General features: G+C 68.1%; 18 protein-coding genes and 1 other RNA gene. 5 read left to right on the top strand and 14 right to left on the bottom strand.

All coding sequences use genetic code 11. From position 1 onward, the window contains the following. Nucleotide 1 precedes the first annotated feature (1 nt). Entirely contained in the window at nt 2-877 is an 876-nt protein-coding gene (gene rarD / locus CK240_RS09080; protein WP_095640031.1) for an EamA family transporter RarD, read from the bottom strand. A gap of 133 nt (nt 878-1,010) precedes the next feature. On the opposite strand from rarD, the gene CK240_RS09075 reads away from it, so the two are divergent. Beyond that, nucleotides 1,011-1,820: a TIGR00282 family metallophosphoesterase gene (locus tag CK240_RS09075; RefSeq protein ID WP_095640030.1), complete on the top strand. Its 810-nt coding sequence runs from the start codon at nt 1,011-1,013 to the stop codon at nt 1,818-1,820. Between the two features lie 88 nt (nt 1,821-1,908). Beyond that, a complete protein-coding gene (locus CK240_RS09070; protein WP_095640029.1) occupies nt 1,909-3,687 on the top strand; it encodes an SLC13 family permease in 1,779 nt (592 codons plus the stop codon). Between the two features lie 3 nt (nt 3,688-3,690). On the opposite strand, the gene olsA is transcribed toward CK240_RS09070, so the two are convergent. The 3 genes from olsA to CK240_RS09055 all read right to left on the bottom strand — a co-directional run bounded on the left by olsA (nt 3,691) and on the right by CK240_RS09055 (nt 5,631). Then, nucleotides 3,691-4,542, bottom strand: a complete 852-nt coding sequence (gene olsA / locus CK240_RS09065) for a lyso-ornithine lipid O-acyltransferase (protein WP_095640028.1) — start codon at nt 4,540-4,542, stop codon at nt 3,691-3,693. Beyond that, nucleotides 4,539-5,321, bottom strand: coding sequence for an L-ornithine N(alpha)-acyltransferase (olsB, locus tag CK240_RS09060; protein WP_095640027.1), 783 nt, complete (start codon nt 5,319-5,321; stop codon nt 4,539-4,541). Before olsB ends, olsA begins: the two co-directional genes overlap by 4 nt. A gap of 130 nt (nt 5,322-5,451) precedes the next feature. Beyond that, nucleotides 5,452-5,631 (bottom strand): DUF3553 domain-containing protein, encoded by a 180-nt coding sequence (locus CK240_RS09055; RefSeq protein WP_095640026.1) that lies wholly within the window; start codon nt 5,629-5,631, stop codon nt 5,452-5,454. Nucleotides 5,632-5,673: 42 nt separating this feature from the next. Between CK240_RS09055 and CK240_RS09050 the strand changes: the two genes are divergently transcribed. Next, nucleotides 5,674-6,321 (top strand): histidine phosphotransferase family protein, encoded by a 648-nt coding sequence (locus CK240_RS09050; RefSeq protein WP_095640025.1) that lies wholly within the window; start codon nt 5,674-5,676, stop codon nt 6,319-6,321. A gap of 3 nt (nt 6,322-6,324) precedes the next feature. Here CK240_RS09050 and CK240_RS09045 read toward each other — a convergent pair whose 3' ends face one another. From CK240_RS09045 to ssrA, 3 genes are all read right to left on the bottom strand, one after another. Then, nucleotides 6,325-7,593 carry a glutamate-5-semialdehyde dehydrogenase gene (locus tag CK240_RS09045; protein WP_095640146.1) on the bottom strand — a complete coding sequence of 423 codons (1,269 nt, stop codon included), beginning with the start codon at nt 7,591-7,593 and terminating at the stop codon, nt 6,325-6,327. A gap of 5 nt (nt 7,594-7,598) precedes the next feature. Further along, on the bottom strand, nt 7,599-8,252 hold the full coding sequence (locus CK240_RS09040) for a glutathione S-transferase (RefSeq protein ID WP_095640024.1): 654 nt from the start codon (nt 8,250-8,252) through the stop codon (nt 7,599-7,601). Between the two features lie 73 nt (nt 8,253-8,325). Beyond that, nucleotides 8,326-8,680: a transfer-messenger RNA gene (ssrA, locus tag CK240_RS09035) on the bottom strand. A gap of 79 nt (nt 8,681-8,759) precedes the next feature. Between ssrA and CK240_RS09030 the strand changes: the two genes are divergently transcribed. Next, nucleotides 8,760-9,017, top strand: a complete 258-nt coding sequence (locus tag CK240_RS09030; RefSeq protein ID WP_095640023.1) for a PepSY domain-containing protein — start codon at nt 8,760-8,762, stop codon at nt 9,015-9,017. 15 nt (nt 9,018-9,032) lie between these two features. On the opposite strand, the gene CK240_RS09025 is transcribed toward CK240_RS09030, so the two are convergent. The 3 genes from CK240_RS09025 to CK240_RS09015 all read right to left on the bottom strand — a co-directional run bounded on the left by CK240_RS09025 (nt 9,033) and on the right by CK240_RS09015 (nt 11,652). Continuing rightward, nucleotides 9,033-9,446, bottom strand: a complete 414-nt coding sequence (locus tag CK240_RS09025; protein ID WP_095640022.1) for a PaaI family thioesterase — start codon at nt 9,444-9,446, stop codon at nt 9,033-9,035. 46 nt (nt 9,447-9,492) lie between these two features. Further along, the gene (locus CK240_RS09020; protein ID WP_095640021.1) at nt 9,493-10,578 is read right to left on the bottom strand and encodes a TRAP transporter substrate-binding protein; all 1,086 of its coding nucleotides are present in this window, start codon (nt 10,576-10,578) and stop codon (nt 9,493-9,495) included. 84 nt (nt 10,579-10,662) lie between these two features. Then, nucleotides 10,663-11,652 carry an ABC transporter substrate-binding protein gene (locus CK240_RS09015; RefSeq protein ID WP_240517362.1) on the bottom strand — a complete coding sequence of 330 codons (990 nt, stop codon included), beginning with the start codon at nt 11,650-11,652 and terminating at the stop codon, nt 10,663-10,665. Nucleotides 11,653-11,892: 240 nt separating this feature from the next. Between CK240_RS09015 and CK240_RS09010 the strand changes: the two genes are divergently transcribed. Further along, on the top strand, nt 11,893-12,597 hold the full coding sequence (locus tag CK240_RS09010) for a 5'-methylthioadenosine/S-adenosylhomocysteine nucleosidase (protein WP_240517352.1): 705 nt from the start codon (nt 11,893-11,895) through the stop codon (nt 12,595-12,597). Nucleotides 12,598-12,618: 21 nt separating this feature from the next. Here CK240_RS09010 and CK240_RS09005 read toward each other — a convergent pair whose 3' ends face one another. The 4 genes from CK240_RS09005 to CK240_RS08990 form a co-directional block, all read right to left on the bottom strand. Continuing rightward, nucleotides 12,619-13,623, bottom strand: coding sequence for a patatin-like phospholipase family protein (locus CK240_RS09005; protein ID WP_167650003.1), 1,005 nt, complete (start codon nt 13,621-13,623; stop codon nt 12,619-12,621). A 118-nt stretch (nt 13,624-13,741) separates the two neighbouring features. Continuing rightward, nucleotides 13,742-14,230, bottom strand: a complete 489-nt coding sequence (locus CK240_RS09000) for a DUF4142 domain-containing protein (protein ID WP_095640018.1) — start codon at nt 14,228-14,230, stop codon at nt 13,742-13,744. 61 nt (nt 14,231-14,291) lie between these two features. Next, a complete protein-coding gene (locus CK240_RS08995; protein ID WP_095640017.1) occupies nt 14,292-14,801 on the bottom strand; it encodes a ferritin-like domain-containing protein in 510 nt (169 codons plus the stop codon). Between the two features lie 159 nt (nt 14,802-14,960). Next, a complete protein-coding gene (locus tag CK240_RS08990) occupies nt 14,961-15,908 on the bottom strand; it encodes an NAD(P)/FAD-dependent oxidoreductase (protein ID WP_095640016.1) in 948 nt (315 codons plus the stop codon). Between the last annotated feature and the right edge of the window lie 9 nt (nt 15,909-15,917).

The raw sequence follows: 15,917 nt of genomic DNA, 5'->3' as shown, positions 1-15,917 counted from the left end.
GTCAGGCCCGGCGCGGGATCAGCGTCAGGGTGTAAAGAACCAGCGCGGCCCAGATCAGCGGGAAGGCGACCTGCTGGACGCCGCCGAACGGCTCGCCAAAGGCAAGCACGGCGATCAGGAAGACCATCGTCGGCGCGATGTATTGCAGCACGCCCATGGTGGACAGGCGGACCAGCTTCGCGCCGTTCGCATAAAGCATCAGCGGCCCGGCAGTGATGACGCCGGTGCCCGCAAGCAGCAGCGTGTCATGCAGGTTCGCGCCGAAATGGCTCTGGCCCGTCGCGGACAGCCACAGCACATAGGCCAGCGAGGGCACGAGCAGCAGCAGCACCTCGACGGTGAAGCCCTCGTTCGGGGGCAGCGGCAGGCGGCGCTTGCAGTAGGCGTAGATGCCCCAGGTCAGCGTCAGCGACAGCGCGACGACCGGCAGCTCTCCGGAGGCGACGGTCAGCAGGGCGACGGCCACAGCCGCCAGCGCGACCGCGCCAAGTTGCGGGCGGCTCAACCGTTCGCCCAGCAGGCCCCAGCCAAGAAGGATGTTGAACAGCGGGTTGATGTAATAGCCCAGCGCGGCCTGCAGCGCCTGGCCGTTCGATACCGCCCAGACATAGACCAGCCAGTTGGCCGAGATCAGCACCGCCGTCAGACCCGCCATCGCCACAAGCCGCGGCTGGCGCAGCGTCTCCACCACGGTTCCGACCTGCCCGTTGTGGCGCAGCACCACCAGCGCGATCGGCAGGGACCACAGGATGCGGTGCGCGATCACCTCGGCCGCCGGCACATGGGCAAGGCTGTGCAGATACAACGGCATCAGCCCCCAGACCAGGTAGGCGCCGATCGCAAGGGCAAGTCCTCGGGGGGAATCTTGGGGGCTCATGCCGCCTTCGATAGCGCGGCCCCATGGCAGTGGCGAGGGGAGACTTTCGGCCGATCCGGGGCTTTCCGTTCCGCGGAAGGCATTCCCCGCCACGATGCTTGAGTCGACCCTTGCGCAGGAGTAACCCTGCCCCATGCGAATCCTCTTTCTTGGCGACGTGATGGGCCGGTCGGGTCGGCGGGCGATCACGGAACGGCTGGCGGGGCTGAAGGCGCGGCTGAAGGCCGACTTCACGATCGTCAATGGCGAGAACGCGAGCGGCGGCATGGGCCTGACGGGCCCTCATGCGCGGCTGATCCTCGACGCGGGTGCCGACTGCATCACCCTGGGCGACCACGCGTTCGACCAGAAGGACATGCTGTCCTTCGTGGCCGAGGAGCCGCGCGTCCTGCGGCCGCTGAACTTTGCCCGCGAGGCGCCGGGCCGGGGCCACCGGGTCTTCCAGGACGGGCGCGGCCGCAAGGTGCTGGTGGTCCAGGCGCTGGGGCAGGTCTTCATGAAGCGACCCTTCGACGACCCCTTCAGCGCGGTGGACCAGGTGCTGCGCGCCCATCCTCCGGGCGGGCTGGTGCAGGCGGCGGTGGTGGATTTCCACGCCGAGGCCACCAGCGAGAAAATGGCGATGGGCCATTTCTGCGACGGCCGCGCGAGCCTTGTCGTTGGCACCCATACGCATGTGCCCACTGCCGATGCGCAGATCCTGTCGCGCGGCACGGCCTATCAGTCCGACGCCGGAATGTGCGGCGACTATGACAGCGTCATCGGCATGGACAAGGCCGAGCCGATGCGCCGCTTCCTGACCGGCATGGGGCGCGACCGCTTCACCCCGGCCGAGGGCGAGGCCACCCTGTCGGGCGTGCTGGTGGTCACCGACGACCGTACCGGTCTGGCCACCGAAATCCGGCCAGTGCGCGACGGCGGGCGGCTGCAACCCGCCGCCTGAAGGCGTCCCCTTCCTTGCGGCCTGTCCGGAAATCGGGCATCCGTCGCCTCCGCCGCTCTACCGCGGATTGCAGCACGAGGTTTCCCGCATGTTCGGCATCGCGTTGACCGGCCAGACTGCCGCCATCACCACTCTTGTCATCATTGCCCTGATGTTCGTGATGTTCGTGCGCGAACGCCATCCCCCCGAGGTGATCGCGGTCGGCGTCGCGGCGCTGATGCTGGTGCTGGGGCTTGCGCCTTTCGACGATGCGGTCGGGGTGCTGTCCAACAGCGCGCCCTGGACCATCGCCTTCATGTTCATCATCATGGGCGGCCTTCTTCGCACCGGGGCGCTGGACCACCTGAGCCGGATCGTGTCCTCGCGGGCCGATATCCAGCCGCTGATGACCATTGCCGCGATGTTCGCCTTCGTCTGCGTTGCCTCGGCCATCATGAACAACACGCCCGTCGTGGCGGTGATGATCCCCATCGTCATCCAGGTTGCGCGCAAGGCGGGCATCTCGCCTTCCAAGCTGCTGATGCCGCTGAGCTACTTCACGGTCATGGGGGGCATGATCACCCTGATCGGCACCTCGACCAACCTGCTGGTGGACGGCGTCGTGCGCGCCCGCGGACTGGAACCCTTCGGCATCTTCGACATCGCCCCCGTGGGGCTGGCCGTGACGGCGGCGGGTGCCACCTTCATCGCGCTGGTCGGATGGCGGCTGCTGCCCGACCGGGGCTCCATGGCCTCGTTCCTGACCGACCGCTCGCAGATGCGCTATTTCACCGAGATCGCGATCCCCGAAGACAGCAACATCGTCGGCATGGGCATCGCCGACGTGAAGATCTTCCAGCGCGAAGGCGTGCGCGTCATCGACGTGCTGAGGGGCGACGCCTCGCTGCGCCGCAACATGGCCGAGGTCGTGCTCGAGGCCGGCGACCGCGTCGTGCTGAGGTCGGGGATGGCCGATCTGCTGGAAATGCAGCAGGACAAGTCGCTGCGGACGCTCGACAAGCTGTCATCGGTCCAGACCGAGATGGTCGAGGTGCTGATCTCGCCCGGCGCGCGGATGATCGGACGGCGCCTGGGCGACCTGCGCCTGCGCCGCCGCTACGGCGTTTACCCCATCGCCGCGCATCGCCGGAACCAGAATATCGGTCGGCAGCTCGACGACCTGGAGATCCGGGTGGGCGACACGCTGCTGCTGGAAGGCGCGCGCGAGGACATTGCCCGCCTGGCCGCCGACATGGACCTGGTGGACGTGTCGCACCCGACGACCAAGGCCTTCCGCCGCCGCCATGCGCCCATCGCCACGGCCGCCCTGCTGGCCGTCGTGCTGCTGGCCGCGCTGGACGTGGCGCCCATCATGGGGCTGGCGTTCCTGGCCGCGGCCGTCGTCCTGATCACCGGTTGCGTGGACCCCGACGAGGCCTTCGGCTTCGTCGAGGCGCGGCTACTGGCGCTGATCTTCGCCATGCTGGTCATCGGCGAGGCGCTGGAGGCCACGGGCGCGGTCAAGCTGATCGTGGATGCCGTGGCGCCGTCGCTGTCGGGCCTCAGTCCCTTCTGGACGCTGATCGCGGTCTATTTCCTCGGGCTGGTCATGACCGAGATCCTGTCGAACAACGCGGTCGCGGTGATCCTGACGCCCATCGCCATCGAGCTTGCCACGCAGCTCGGGCATGACCCGCGCCCCTTTGTCGTCGCGGTGATGTTCTCGGCCTCGGTCGCATTCGCCACGCCCATCGGCTATCAGACGCACATGATGGTCTATGGGCCCGGAGGCTACAGGTTCACCGACTTCATGCGGCTGGGCATCCCGCTGGACATCGTGACGGGGATCGCCGCCTGCCTGATGATCCCGCTGGTCTGGCCGCTGTAACCTCTAGGCGGCCGAGCGGACGGCGTGCTCGGCCGCTGCGGCCAGTGACTTGCGGTCGTGACCCGCGACGGGAGCCGGCGGGTGCAGGGTGACGGTGATGCGGCCCTGCCGGGGCTGCGCCAGCACCGCAAGCAGATGGGGCCCGAGGTCCATGTCGCCCCACCACCCGTAAAAGCGCGGGTCGCGCCCCGCGGGCGCCTCGTAGCAGACGCTGACCGGCTGGATCGCAAGGCCCGGCGGCAGCGCGGGGTCAAGGAAGGCCTGGAACAGGGTTGGCTTGAAGGGCAGGACGCGGCGGCCATCGGTGCTGGTGCCCTCGGGGAAGAACAGCAGCCGGTGGCCGAGCGCGGTCCGTTCCGCAAACTGGGCCGCCTGCTGCCGCGCAAGGCGCGGATCGCGGGTGACGAAATGCGTCTCGGTCACGCGGGTCAGGACGTTGATGCCGGGCCAGCCGGAAACCTCGGCCTTGCTGACGAAGAAGACCGGCGCCGCCGCGTTCAGGGCGAAGATGTCCAGCCAGCTGGAATGGTTGGCCACCATCGCCCCTGCACCCCGCATCGGCCGGCCCTGCCTGCGCCAGCGGATGCCCAGAAGCCACAGGCACAGGCGGCACACGCCCTGAACCCAAGGGCCGGTGACAGGGCGGCGGCGGCCGGCGGCCAGGCTTTCGGCGGCGCGCATCGGCAGGATCAGAAGAACGCCAGCCATCAGGACAGAGATGACCGCCGTTCCCCGCAGGGCGACCAGCAGCCAGCCAAGAGGCGTCGGCCGGGGCGGCAGGGGGGGCGGCTCCCCCCTCCATGTGCCCGAGAAGCCGCGCTGGGGGGCAGGATCGGCGTCGTGCGGGGCCGTCATGCGCCCTGCCAGCGATCCTGATAGTATTTCCGGTGCCGGTCCGACATGGCTGCGGTGTCCATCAGCAGGAAGACGTCGGTGGTGTTGAAGGCGCGGTCGATCCACGCCCCTTCGCCCACGACGCCGCCCAGCCGCAGGTAGGCCTTGATCAGCGCGGGCATCGCCGCCATCGCAGCACGCCGGTCAAGCTGATCCGAGGGCACGAGGTCCATCCGCTGGAACTGCGGCCCCCGCGCGACGGGGCGCAGGTCAGGCGGCGCAAGGTGATGGTGATGCAGCCAGGACAGCGCCTGCGCCAGCGGCGCGACATCCGTGCCGTGGAAGCTGGCGACGCCGAACAGGATCTCGATCCCGTGGTCCAGCACATAGTCGGCCAGCGCGTTCCACAGCAGGAACATCCCCGAGCCGCCCCGGAAATCGGGGTCCACGCAGGACCGCCCGAGTTCCACCATGCGGCGGCCCGAGGCGCGCAGCGGCGTCAGGTCGTATTCGTCGTCGCAGTAGTAGCGCCCGAAGCCTTCGGCGACGTCGCTGCGCAAAAGGCGGTAGGCGCCGACGACGTGATCGCCCCCGGCCGGGTCGCGGCGGGTATCGACCAGCAGCAGGTGGTCCACGACTGCATCGAACTCGTCCCGTTCAAGCCGGGCCGCGTGATCGACCAGCGGGCCGTCACCGCCGAGTTCCTTGACGAAGACGCGGTAACGCAGGCGTTGCGCGGCGTGCAGATCATGCTCGTCGGCTGCGAGACGGACGGACAGCCAGCCCGGATCGGCCTTCATGACGCACTCCCATGCGGCTGCGTTGCAAAGGGGCTGCAGCCCTGATGCGACGACATCATCGTCGGCGGAAATCCGCTTGACACGCTTAATGGTTGCAAGGAAGTCATGAACTCAATTGAATTTTATCGAGTTAGGAGTTGTCCGTGACCAGTTCCAGGCGAACCCTGCGGCCGTCCAGAACCTGCTTTCCCATTTCAGGAAAGTTGACCGTCACCCGTTCGCCGATGCGGGACTGCACCTGTCCCACGCCCCACTCGGGCGCCTCGCGGTTGCGGACCAGCATTCCGGGTTCGAGGATTTCTATGGTCATCGGCCTTCCTTCGCTTGGCGGGCCTGCGGAGGCTAGCGGACGATGAACCCGGTCACAATCCCGGTGGAACCGTTGGACACCACGACCGGTGCGGGTCTTGCCAGCCTGGTCGCGGCGCGGCTGTGCCACGACCTTGTTTCTCCTCTGGGCGCGATCGGCAACGGCGTCGAGCTGCTCGAGATGTCGGGCGACCATCCCGGACTTGCCAATTCGCCGGAACTGACGCTGATCGGGGACAGCGTGCGCGCGGCGCGGTCGCGGGTGCGCTACTACCGGATGGCCTTCGGCCATGCGCCGGCGGACCAGCGCGTCGCCGTGGCCGAGATCACCCAGCTTGCGCAGGGCTATGCCCGGGACGCACGGCTGACGGTGGAGGTCGAGGGCGGCGGAGACGCCTCGCGGATCGAGACGCGGATGCTGCTGCTTGCGCTGATGTGCATGGACTCGGCGATGCCCTGGGGCGGAAAGGTGACTGTCGCCCGCAAGGGGCAGGGCTGGCGGCTGGCGGGCCATGCCTCGCGCACCCGGCCCGAGCCTTCGCTGTGGCGCTGGCTGGACGCGGGCCCGGGCCAGAACCCCAGTCCCGCGCCCTCCGAGGTGCATTTCGCCGTCCTGGGGACCCTGGCGGCCGATCATCGCCTTCCCATCGCCTGGAAGGTGGATGCCGGCGGGGCCGAGATCAGCTTCTGACGCTCAGCCCCGGATCGTCCCGTCGCCGGTCACCAGGTACTTGAAACTGGTCAGCTGCTCGGCCCCCACAGGGCCGCGCGCATGCAGCTTGCCCGTGGCGATGCCGATCTCGGCGCCCATCCCGAACTCGCCCCCGTCCGCGAACTGGGTCGAGGCGTTCCGCATCAGGATGGCCGAGTCGAGGCCGCGGAAGAAGCGCTCTGCCACGGCGTCTTCCTCGGTCAGGATCGACTCGGTATGGCCCGAGCCATGGCGGCGGATATGGGCGATGGCCTCGTCCACGCCGTCCACCAGCCGCGCGGCGATGATGCTGTCCAGGAACTCGCGCCCGAAGTCGTCGGGCCGGGCGGGAACGGTGCCGGGAACCTCGGCCAGTTCGCCCTCGGCCCGCACCTCGACGCCCGCTTCCAGAAGGTCCCGGATCAGGATGTCGCCATACGTCCCGTAAAAGGCGCGGTCGATCAGCAGGCATTCGGCGGCGCCGCAGATGCCGGTGCGGCGTGTCTTCGCGTTCAGCACGACACGGCGGGCCTTGTCGAGGTCGGCCGCGCCATCCGCGTAAACATGGCAGATGCCTTCGAGGTGAGCGAAGACGGGCACCCGTGCCTCGGCCTGCACCAGCCCGACAAGGCCCTTGCCGCCGCGCGGGATGATGACGTCGATCAATCCCTGCGCCCGCAGCATGGCCGTCACCGCCGCACGGTCGCGGGTGGGCACGATCTGGATGGCGGCTTCGGGCAGGCCCGCCTGCCGCAGGCCCTGCGCCATGCAGCGCTGGATCGCGGCCGAGGAATGGATGCTGTCCGTGCCTCCGCGCAGGATCACGGCATTGCCGGATTTCAGCGCAAGCGCGCCCGCGTCGGCGGTGACGTTCGGGCGACTTTCGTAGATCACGCCCAGCACGCCGATGGGCGTCGCCACGCGCCGGATATGCAACCCGTTGGGCCGGTCCCATTCGGCCAGCACGCGACCCACCGGGTCGGGCTGGGCAGCCACGGTGCGCAGCCCGTCGGCGATGGCGCGGATGCGGGCGGGGTCCAGCCGCAGGCGGTCGGTCATCGCCGCCGACAGGCCCTTTTCGGCGGCATAGGCCAGATCCTCGGCATTGGCCTGCGTGATCGTGGCTTCCGCCAGCAGGATCGCATCGGCGGCGGCATTCAGGGCGGCGTCCTTCTGATCGGACGGGGCCTGCGCCAACTGGATCGCCGCGTCGCGGGCAGAGGCGCCCATGCGGGCGATCAGGTCTTCGGGGGTCTCGGTCATGTCGTTCATCGTCATCAACCTGCGGCCGCGCCGCTGTAGGGGCCGCCCGCCTGCAGGGCCCGGACATAGGCGGGACGGGCGTGGATCCGGGTCAGCCAGTCGCGCGTGGCGGGCCGCGTGGAAAGGTCGGAACGCAGGGCCGCCATCTCGACCGGAAAGCTCATCATCACGTCGGCGGCGGTCAGGCGGTCGCCCGCGAACCAGCCGCTGCGGGCAAGCGTCTGTTCCCAGAAGGCGGCATGGCGGTCGAGTTCACGGCCGAGGTAAGCCTTGTTAACCCCGGCCACCAGCGCACGGGCAACGGGACGCATGAGGCGGGGCGCGCTATCCGGCACCTTGGACAGCACCAGCTTCATCACCAGCGGCGGCATGGCCGAACCCTCGGCGTAATGCAGCCAATAGCGCACCGCGTCCCCGGCGGGCCCCTCGGCCAGCAGGTCGGTGCCGCGCGCAAGGGTTTCCACGATGAAGCCGGTTTCCGCCAGGATCTGGCCGTCGCGTTCCACCAGCGGGGCCTTGCCCAGGGGGTGCAGGCGCTTCAGGCTTTCCGGCGCAAGATAGTCCGACCCGCGGCTGTGATGCTGGATGCGGTAGGGCAGGCCCAACTCCTCGGCCAGCCAGATCACCCGCTGCGAGCGACTTTCGTTCAGGTGATGGATGATCAGCATCGTCGCCCCATGTCTGGGCCAAAGACGTGCCACATCCACCGGGGAAACGGAAGCAGCAGGAAAAGAAAAGGGAAGTGCAGGCTTCTGTTGCCAGGTGCCTGCGAACCCCGCCTTACGCGGCTAAGCGCAAGGACTTAGGTTTCGATAACTCGAACTGCTTACGCAGCCAGAGCCACCGGAGCACGGTTGTCGTTGGCAACTGTACTTTTTGCACCGATAACGGTGGTAGCTCACCGAGACAAAGCAAACAGCTTTAGACGTTCGTCGATCCTGTTTCGGCCCCATTTGCCCCCAACGAAGGGATTCTGGTGGAGCCGCCGGGTACCGCCCCCGGGTCCGATCCGCTTATTACCTGCGCGTTTATGTCCATAGTCCGGGCGAACCCGAACGCGACCAATCTAGGGGGCCTCCGCAGCCCTTGCAAGGGGGCGGGGACGCATGGCCGCCGGCCGGAACACCCGCGCCCGAGGGACGTTGTGGGCGGTGTCGGAGAAAAGGAGACAAGACATGATCCGCACCGGATTCGCCGCGCTGGCCCTTGCCGGACTGACCCTGCCCGCGGGCGCGATGGCCGACACGCCTCCTCCGCCCAACGCGCAGCCATTGTCGCGCATCATCGCCACCGTCGAGGGCAGCGCGCAGAACCTCGCCTACATCGAGGACGTGTCCTGGGACGACGACGGCTACTGGGAGGTCGAATACAGGACCACCGAGGGCCGCGAGGTCGAGATCCGGGTCGATCCCGTCACCGGCCAGAACCGCTGACGGCGGGTCGCGACGTCATTCCTTCCAGTCGATCACGACCTGGGTCTGCGTGACGATGGCGGCGGTCTTGCCGTCCCCGCGCGTGATGGTGGTCTGCCAGACCATCGTCGTGCGCCCCTTGTGCAGCGGGACGCAGCGCGCCCGCGCCGTGTCGCCGATGCGGATCGGGCGCAGGAAGTTCGTCTTGCTTTCCAGCGTCGTGGTCGTCTTTCCTTGAGGCAGGTTGATCATGGTCGCGGTGCCGCCGATGTTGTCGGCTAGGGCCATGATCGCGCCGCCGTGCATGACGCCGTTGCGGTTGGACAGGTCCTCGGTCACCGACAGTTCGGCCAGCACCTCGTCGGGCTCGGCCGAGACCAGTCGGAAGCCCAGGAGCCGGGCGAAGGCGGGCTGGTCGAAGGCGATGCGGTCAAGTTCCTCGCGGGTCATCACTCACCTCTGATGGGAATGGGCGGCCCCGGGGGCCGCCCTGTCGTCAGCGCCCGACCTGACCGGACGTGAAGTAATCATAGGGCAGTTCCGCCACGCGCAGCCACTGCTGCTGCTTCTGCCAATAGGCGGACCAGTGCTCGTAGATCTTGCGGAAGTTCTCGTTGCCTTCGGCATATTCGGCGTAAAGCTTGCGCGATTCCGCGAAGGCTGCCGCCAGCACGTCGTCGGGGAAGGCCTGCACCTGCGCACCTGCCGCGATCAGCCGCATCAGCGCCTCGGGGTTGCCGTTGTCGTATTTCGCCACACAATGGGTCAGCGCCTCGGTGCAGACGGTCTCCAGCGCGGCCTTGTAATGCGCGGGCAGGGCGTTCCAGGCGTCGAGGTTGATGTAAAGGCCGACGTTGGCCGTCCCCTCCCACCAGCCGGGATAGTAGTAATGCGGCGCGACGCGCTGGAAACCCAGCTTCTCGTCGTCGAAGGGCCCCGAGAACTCGGCCGCGTCGATGGTGCCGCGTTCCAGCGCCGCATAGATGTCGCCACCCGCGATCTGCTGGGGCACGACGCCCAGCCGCGACAGGATGGTGCCGCCCAGTCCCGCGATCCGCAGCTTCAGCCCGCGCAGGTCCTCGACCGAGGTGATCTGCTTGCGATACCAGCCGCCCATCTGCGCGCCCGTGTTGCCGGACGGGATCGTGCGGACGTTGGCGCCGGCGATGAATTCGTTGATGAGGTCCAGCCCGCCGCCATGCAGCAGCCAGGCCGTCGTCTGGCGCGTGTTCATCCCGAACGGCAGCGAGGTGTCGAAGGCCCAGGTCGGGTCCTTGCCGATGTTGTAGGTGCCCAGCGTGTGGGCGCATTCGACGCTGCCGTCGCTGACCGCGTCCAGCGCCTGAAGGCCCGGCACCAGTTCACCCGCCGCGAAGGGCTGGATCTGGAAGCCGCCGTCCGTCACCTCGGCGATGCGGCGCGAGACATGGTCCGAGATGCCGTAAAGCGTTTCGAGACTTTTCGGATAGCTCGAGGTCAGCCGCCAGGTGACGGTCGGCTGTGCCTGTGCCAGGGCCGGGGCGGCCAGCATCGTGGCGGCCGAGCCGAAAGCGGCAGTGGACAGGAAGTTGCGGCGTTTCATGGCAGGTCTCGTGCGGTCAGGGGTGGGCGCGGTCATGCGAAGGGGCGGCCTTTCGGGCCGCCCCGGGGACGTCGAAGCGTCGGCTCAGAAGCCGGCCTTGATCTTTTCGAACTCGGCCAGCTGACGTTCGCGCTGCGCGGGGTCGTTCGGGGTCTGGGCCAGCACCGGGGCGTCGATGGCCCCGAGGTTCTGGACCACGCGAGGATCGTCGGCGACGGTCGCCAGCGCCTTGGTGCTCGTGTGGCCGTAGCCGATGGTGTCCAGCAGGCCCTTGGCGGCCTCGGGCGCCAGCCAGGCGTTGACGAAGTCATAGGCCTTGTCTTCGCTGCCCGGCCCGTTCTTCAGGTTCACGAAGCCACAGAAGAAGGTGGACGAGCCTTCCTTGGCCTGGCGCTGGAAGCCGATGGGATAGTTTTCCGCTTGCAGCAGCGGGATCGCGTCGTTCCAGGACCAGGCCACGTCCACCGCGCCCGAGGCCATCAGCTGCGACTGCTCCGCCGGGTCGGCCCAGTAGGCGGCGACGTTCTGGTGGGCCTGGCGCAGCCAGTCGGCGGCGGCCTTGAACTGTTCGTCGGTGACGCTGGTCCAGTCGGTCACGCCGGTCGCGAGGTAGGCCAGCGCCCAGACGTCATCGGCCGAATCGGGCAGCGAGGTGCGGCCCTGATAGGCCGGGTTGACGAAGACCTGCAGGGTCGAGACATCCTCGGCCGGGACGTTCTCGGTGTTGTAGGCGATGGCGGTCGCGCCGAAATCGGTCGGGATGTACCACAGCCCCTCGGCGTCCTTGAACACCTCGGAGTTCAGGAAGCGGGGGTCGATATCGGCCACTGCCGGGATGCGCGCCGCATCCCACGGCTCGATCAGGCCGGCGTCGCGGTATTTCGACACCATCTGGCTGCAAGGATGGGCCACGTCGGCGCGGAAGCCCGAGGACAGCTTCTGGAACGCCTCGTCATCGTCGCCGTAGAAGGCGAAGGTCGGGCTGTCGCCGTGCTTGTCGATATAGCCCTGGAAGATCACCGGTTCCTCGAAGCCTGCCCAGTCGAAGACGGTCAGCTGGGGATCGGCGGCCATGGCGAGGCCGGGCGCGGCAAGGGCCAGGGCAAGGGCGGAAGTGCGCAGGAAGGTCACGGGCAGGACTCCGGGGTTGGTGCTTGAACAGGACGCTAGCGGCGGCCCGGCAGCGGGGCAAGCGGCGATGCAGCCGTGACATCGGACTGGCAGGGATGTGACCATGCCTTGGCAGCAAGGAACGCTTTTCTCGGCGAGCGGCATCTGGCAAGTCCCTGATCGGGATCAGCGAAAGGGCGGACGATGGACGGAATGGACGGCAGCGGGGACAATATCGCCACCCTGCGCCCCGTGCGGCTGGACGCGCGGCCGGACGCCCAGCCACGTCCCAACCTGATCGGAAGGCACCGCGTGTTGTTTGTCATGGCCGCGCCCGAGGAATACGGCCCCGCGCTGCGCCAGCGCGTGACGCCCCTGATGACCGGCATCGGCCCGGTCGAGGCAGCCCTGACCGTCTCGGCCGCGCTGGCGCGCCTTGCCGCAGAAGGCGGGCTGCCGGATGCGGTCGTCTGCATGGGCAGTGCGGGATCACGCGCGCTGGAACAGGGGGGCGTCTATCAGGCGGTGTCCGTATCCTATCGCGACATGGACGTGTCGGCCCTGGGCTTCCCGCGCGGGATCACGCCGGGGCTGGACCTGCCGGCCGAGGTGCCGCTGCCCTTCCGCATTCCCGGCGTCCCGCAGGCGCGCCTGTCGTCGGGCGCCGCGATCGTGTCGGGATCGGGTTACGACGCGATCGATGCCGATATGGTGGACATGGAAAGCTTTGCCGTATGCCGCGCCTGTCTTGCCTTCGGGGTGCCGATGATCGGGCTGCGCGGCATCTCGGACGGCGCGCAGCCCCTGTCCGGCTACATGGACTGGACGCGTTATCTGCGGGTGATCGACGACAGGCTTGCAGCCGCCATCGACCGGCTGTCCGAAGCGTTCGACACCCTGCCGGCCTGACGGGCATGCCGGCCGCAGGCGTCAGTTCTCAAGGACGTGGCGGAAGACGCTGAACCCGCCCCCTTGCAGCGGCGCATGGCCGGACAGCACCCGCGTCATCTCGGCCGCCCCCGCCCGGCGGCGCCGTTCCAGCGCAGCCCGCGAGTAGTCGAAGGCCTTGGCCGCAACCTCCCAGTCGCCGCCATCGTAGCCGAGGTGATGCACCGCGACCCCGATCCCCGCGTCCTGCAGCCGAGGAGAGAGCGCCTCGGTCAGCCGCTCCAGCGCGTGGCGGCTTTGGGCCGCGAACATCAGGTCCTGCGCACGGCGCGCCACCGTGTCCGGCGAAGGCGCCCGTCGAGCCGTGGGAGGCCAAAGGTCGATAGCCCAGCACACCGTGTTCCGTTCCGGCGGGTCGCTGAAGATCGCGGTGACCGGAAGGTTCGCCGAAAGGCCCGCATCCACCAGCAGCCGCCCGTCCAGCCTGACCGGAGGAAAGATCAGCGGCAGGGCGCTGCTGGCCATCAGGTGATCGACGGTCAGGCGTGTGGTCGCGCTGTCAAAGACCACATCCTCGGAGGTTTCCTGATCCAGGGCACTGATGATCAGGCGCGTCTCGCCGTTGTTCAGGTGATCGAAGTCGATCAGTTCGGCCAGGGTCTGGCGCATCAGCGCGGTGGAATGAAGATGGTCATCATTGGGCGCAAGGAAATGCATGGCCCAGATGCCCGGCAGGGTCGGATTGAACAGCCACGGCCGCCCGCCCAGCAGCGCCCGCAGCGCCGAGGTCTGCCGCGCAGGCCTCGTCCCCGCAAAGACCGACCGGTCCACGGCCCGCGCCCAGAAGGCCCGCATCCTTTGCTTCGCCATCTCTCTGGGGCCGCCCAGCCACAGAGCGGCCGTGATGGCCCCGATGGAAGCGCCAGCGACACGGCGAACGGGCAGTCCCGCGTCCAGCAGCACCTCGATCGCGCCAAGATGGAAGGCACCCAGCGCATTGCCGCCCGCAAGGCACACCCAATGTTCGGTCAAGCTGTCTTCGGCCATGATGGTTTCGGCGATCTGCGGCGATGTGGGGGAGTTCAATGGCTTTGCCCGATGAATGGCGAACGCAGGAAAACTGCCGGCGTCCTGGACACCGGCAGTCGTCGTGAGATCCGGCGGATTACTTCTTGGCCATGCCCTGGACATGCTCCAGGTGCTGCTGCAGCGCGGGCAGGCTCTTCTGGGCGTAGGCCACCAGCGCCTGGTTGTCGCCGCCCTGGGCATAGGTCTGGTACAGCGTCACCGCCGTTTCATGCGCGGTGGTCTGGGCCTGCACATAGGCGGTGTCGAAGGCATCGCCTTCAGCACCCTGGATCGTCTGCATCAGCTCGGCCTGGGGGCTGGAGATCTGGGTCGGCACCGTCAGCCCCTCGGCCTGGGCGGTCGCAATCAGTTCCTGGTTGTTCGCCGTGTGATCGGTGATCATCTGCTTGGCGAATTCCTGGACGTTCGCATCCTGCGATTTCTGCAGGGCCAGTTCGCTGGACTGGACCTCGAACAGGCCGCCGCTGGCCGCCTGGTTGACGAAGTCCTGCGCGGTCATGCCCTGGGCCCAGGCCGCGCCTATCGTCGCAAGGCCGAGGGCGGTGGAAAGGATCAGCGTTCTCATGGTCTCTCCTTCGCGGGGTGAGGCCCGGTCTGTCCGGGCTCGCGGTTGAGGGTGGGAGGTGTCAGCGCTTGGCCGCGGGGTCGCCCGCAGCGGCGCGGTCCAGGAAGGCACGCGTGGTGCCGGGCAGGTGGCTGCTCAGCCAGTCGGCCATGGCGACCTCTTCCTGCAGGTTGGTGCGGGCGGCTTCGGCCACCTTTGTCTCGCCCAGGTGTTCGGCCGCGGCGATGATCGCGGTATAGGCGGCGATCTCCATCTGCTCGAAGGTATAGCTGACCAGCGAGCCCTTCATGATCTCGTCGCCCGCGAAGGCGCCGCCCACGGCCTGCGCGGTGGCCATCAGCTTGCCGCTGGCATCCTTGAGCACCGAGGTGCCTTCCCCCATGCCTTCAAGGCACTCGCGCAGACGGTCAGCCTGGCCTTTGGTTTCCTGAAGATGCTGGCGGATGCGCTGTTCAAGCTCGGGATAGTTGTCGATCCGCTCGGCCTGAGCAGCAAGCATGGTTTCGGCCTGCTCCTCCATGGCATGAGCGTCGCGCAGCCACATGACCAGCCATTCGCGGGCGTCCGTCATCTAGACCTCCGTGGGATGTTGCTGGGATGAGAACCGCCCCAGCGGCGCGAAGTTCCGGCTGCGACACCCCCAAGCCAGCAACAATTGTGTCTTTGGCCGGCGGGCGAGGGGCATGGATCGCGCGCATGAAAAGGCGCGGCGGTCACGACCCTCTGCGGTTCACCCGGGCAGCGTGTGGCCGTCCTCTTTCCGCAGGTCGTTGTGGATGGCCACGGCTGCACGGGCGCCAGTGCCGATGGCCACGCCGATCTGGTCCAGCCCCTCGACCGCATCGCCCGCGGCATAGACGCGCGGCACCGTCGTGTGCTGGTGGTCGTCCGTCACGAAGCACTGGCCGTTTTCCAGATCAGTCCCCAGCATCGCACCCAGGTCGTTGCGGGTGTGCGACCCCAGCGCGACATAAAGCGTGTCGAAGGTCACATGGTCGCCGTCGGCCAGCGTGACCTCGACAGAGCTGTCCTTGAACTGCAGCGCGGACATGGGTGAATCCAGAACGGTGATGCGGGCCTGATCGGCCTGGGCATGCTCGTCCGCGGTCAGTTCGACATGGCTGAGGGCGACGCAGGTGACGTCCCGGCTGTAGGTGCGCAGGAACAGCGCCTCGGCCAGCGCGTGACGGTCGCCGCCCAGGACGCCGATGCGCTTGCCCGTCTGCTCGAAGGCGTCGCAGATCGGGCAGTACCGCAGCAGGCCACGCGCGACCGCGTCGGCATGGGTCTCCTCGTCCACGGGCGGGCGGTGGTTCACGACCCCCGTGGCCAGCAGGACCGTCCGCGCCTTCATCTCGCCCTGGCCCGTATCGGCCACGATCAGGTCACCGTCGCGCCGCAGAGCCGTGACCTCTCCGGTCAGAAGGCTCGCCCCGTATTGAACGGCCTGCTCGCGCATGTCGGCCAGCAGCTGGCTTCCGGTGACGCCCTGCGGGTAGCCCGGATGGTTGCGGGTGCGCGGGATCATCTGCAACCGCCCCTCGGCCTTGTCCACCACGGTGACGCGGCGGTGGAACCGCGCAAGATAGATCGCCGCCGTAAGACCGGCGGGCCCGCCGCCGACGATCAGGCAATCGAGGGGGCGGCTGTTGTCGGGTGGGACGGCTTCGTCGGTCATCTGGGTCTC

The organism is Paracoccus salipaludis, from assembly GCF_002287065.1.
In the GTDB taxonomy this organism is placed as follows: domain Bacteria; phylum Pseudomonadota; class Alphaproteobacteria; order Rhodobacterales; family Rhodobacteraceae; genus Paracoccus; species Paracoccus salipaludis.
This window is presented reverse-complemented; position numbering and strand designations above follow the sequence as displayed.

Bases quoted from the DNA above. Each gene is read 5' to 3' on its own strand.
- CK240_RS09050 (WP_095640025.1), top strand. From the start codon at position 5,674: ATGAACCCGGTCACAATCCCGGTGGAACCGTTGGACACCACGACCGGT.
- CK240_RS08995 (WP_095640017.1), bottom strand. From the start codon at position 14,801: ATGACGGACGCCCGCGAATGGCTGGTCATGTGGCTGCGCGACGCTCAT.
- CK240_RS08990 (WP_095640016.1), bottom strand. From the start codon at position 15,908: ATGACCGACGAAGCCGTCCCACCCGACAACAGCCGCCCCCTCGATTGC.
- CK240_RS09005 (WP_167650003.1), bottom strand. From the start codon at position 13,623: ATGGCCGAAGACAGCTTGACCGAACATTGGGTGTGCCTTGCGGGCGGC.
- CK240_RS09070 (WP_095640029.1), top strand. From the start codon at position 1,909: ATGTTCGGCATCGCGTTGACCGGCCAGACTGCCGCCATCACCACTCTT.
- CK240_RS09030 (WP_095640023.1), top strand. From the start codon at position 8,760: ATGATCCGCACCGGATTCGCCGCGCTGGCCCTTGCCGGACTGACCCTG.
- CK240_RS09025 (WP_095640022.1), bottom strand. From the start codon at position 9,446: ATGACCCGCGAGGAACTTGACCGCATCGCCTTCGACCAGCCCGCCTTC.
- rarD (WP_095640031.1), bottom strand. From the start codon at position 877: ATGAGCCCCCAAGATTCCCCCCGAGGACTTGCCCTTGCGATCGGCGCC.
- CK240_RS09010 (WP_240517352.1), top strand. From the start codon at position 11,893: ATGGACGGAATGGACGGCAGCGGGGACAATATCGCCACCCTGCGCCCC.
- CK240_RS09020 (WP_095640021.1), bottom strand. From the start codon at position 10,578: ATGAAACGCCGCAACTTCCTGTCCACTGCCGCTTTCGGCTCGGCCGCC.
- CK240_RS09055 (WP_095640026.1), bottom strand. From the start codon at position 5,631: ATGACCATAGAAATCCTCGAACCCGGAATGCTGGTCCGCAACCGCGAG.
- olsB (WP_095640027.1), bottom strand. From the start codon at position 5,321: ATGAAGGCCGATCCGGGCTGGCTGTCCGTCCGTCTCGCAGCCGACGAG.
- CK240_RS09075 (WP_095640030.1), top strand. From the start codon at position 1,011: ATGCGAATCCTCTTTCTTGGCGACGTGATGGGCCGGTCGGGTCGGCGG.
- olsA (WP_095640028.1), bottom strand. From the start codon at position 4,542: ATGACGGCCCCGCACGACGCCGATCCTGCCCCCCAGCGCGGCTTCTCG.
- CK240_RS09000 (WP_095640018.1), bottom strand. From the start codon at position 14,230: ATGAGAACGCTGATCCTTTCCACCGCCCTCGGCCTTGCGACGATAGGC.
- CK240_RS09015 (WP_240517362.1), bottom strand. From the start codon at position 11,652: ATGGCCGCCGATCCCCAGCTGACCGTCTTCGACTGGGCAGGCTTCGAG.
- CK240_RS09045 (WP_095640146.1), bottom strand. From the start codon at position 7,593: ATGAACGACATGACCGAGACCCCCGAAGACCTGATCGCCCGCATGGGC.
- CK240_RS09040 (WP_095640024.1), bottom strand. From the start codon at position 8,252: ATGCTGATCATCCATCACCTGAACGAAAGTCGCTCGCAGCGGGTGATC.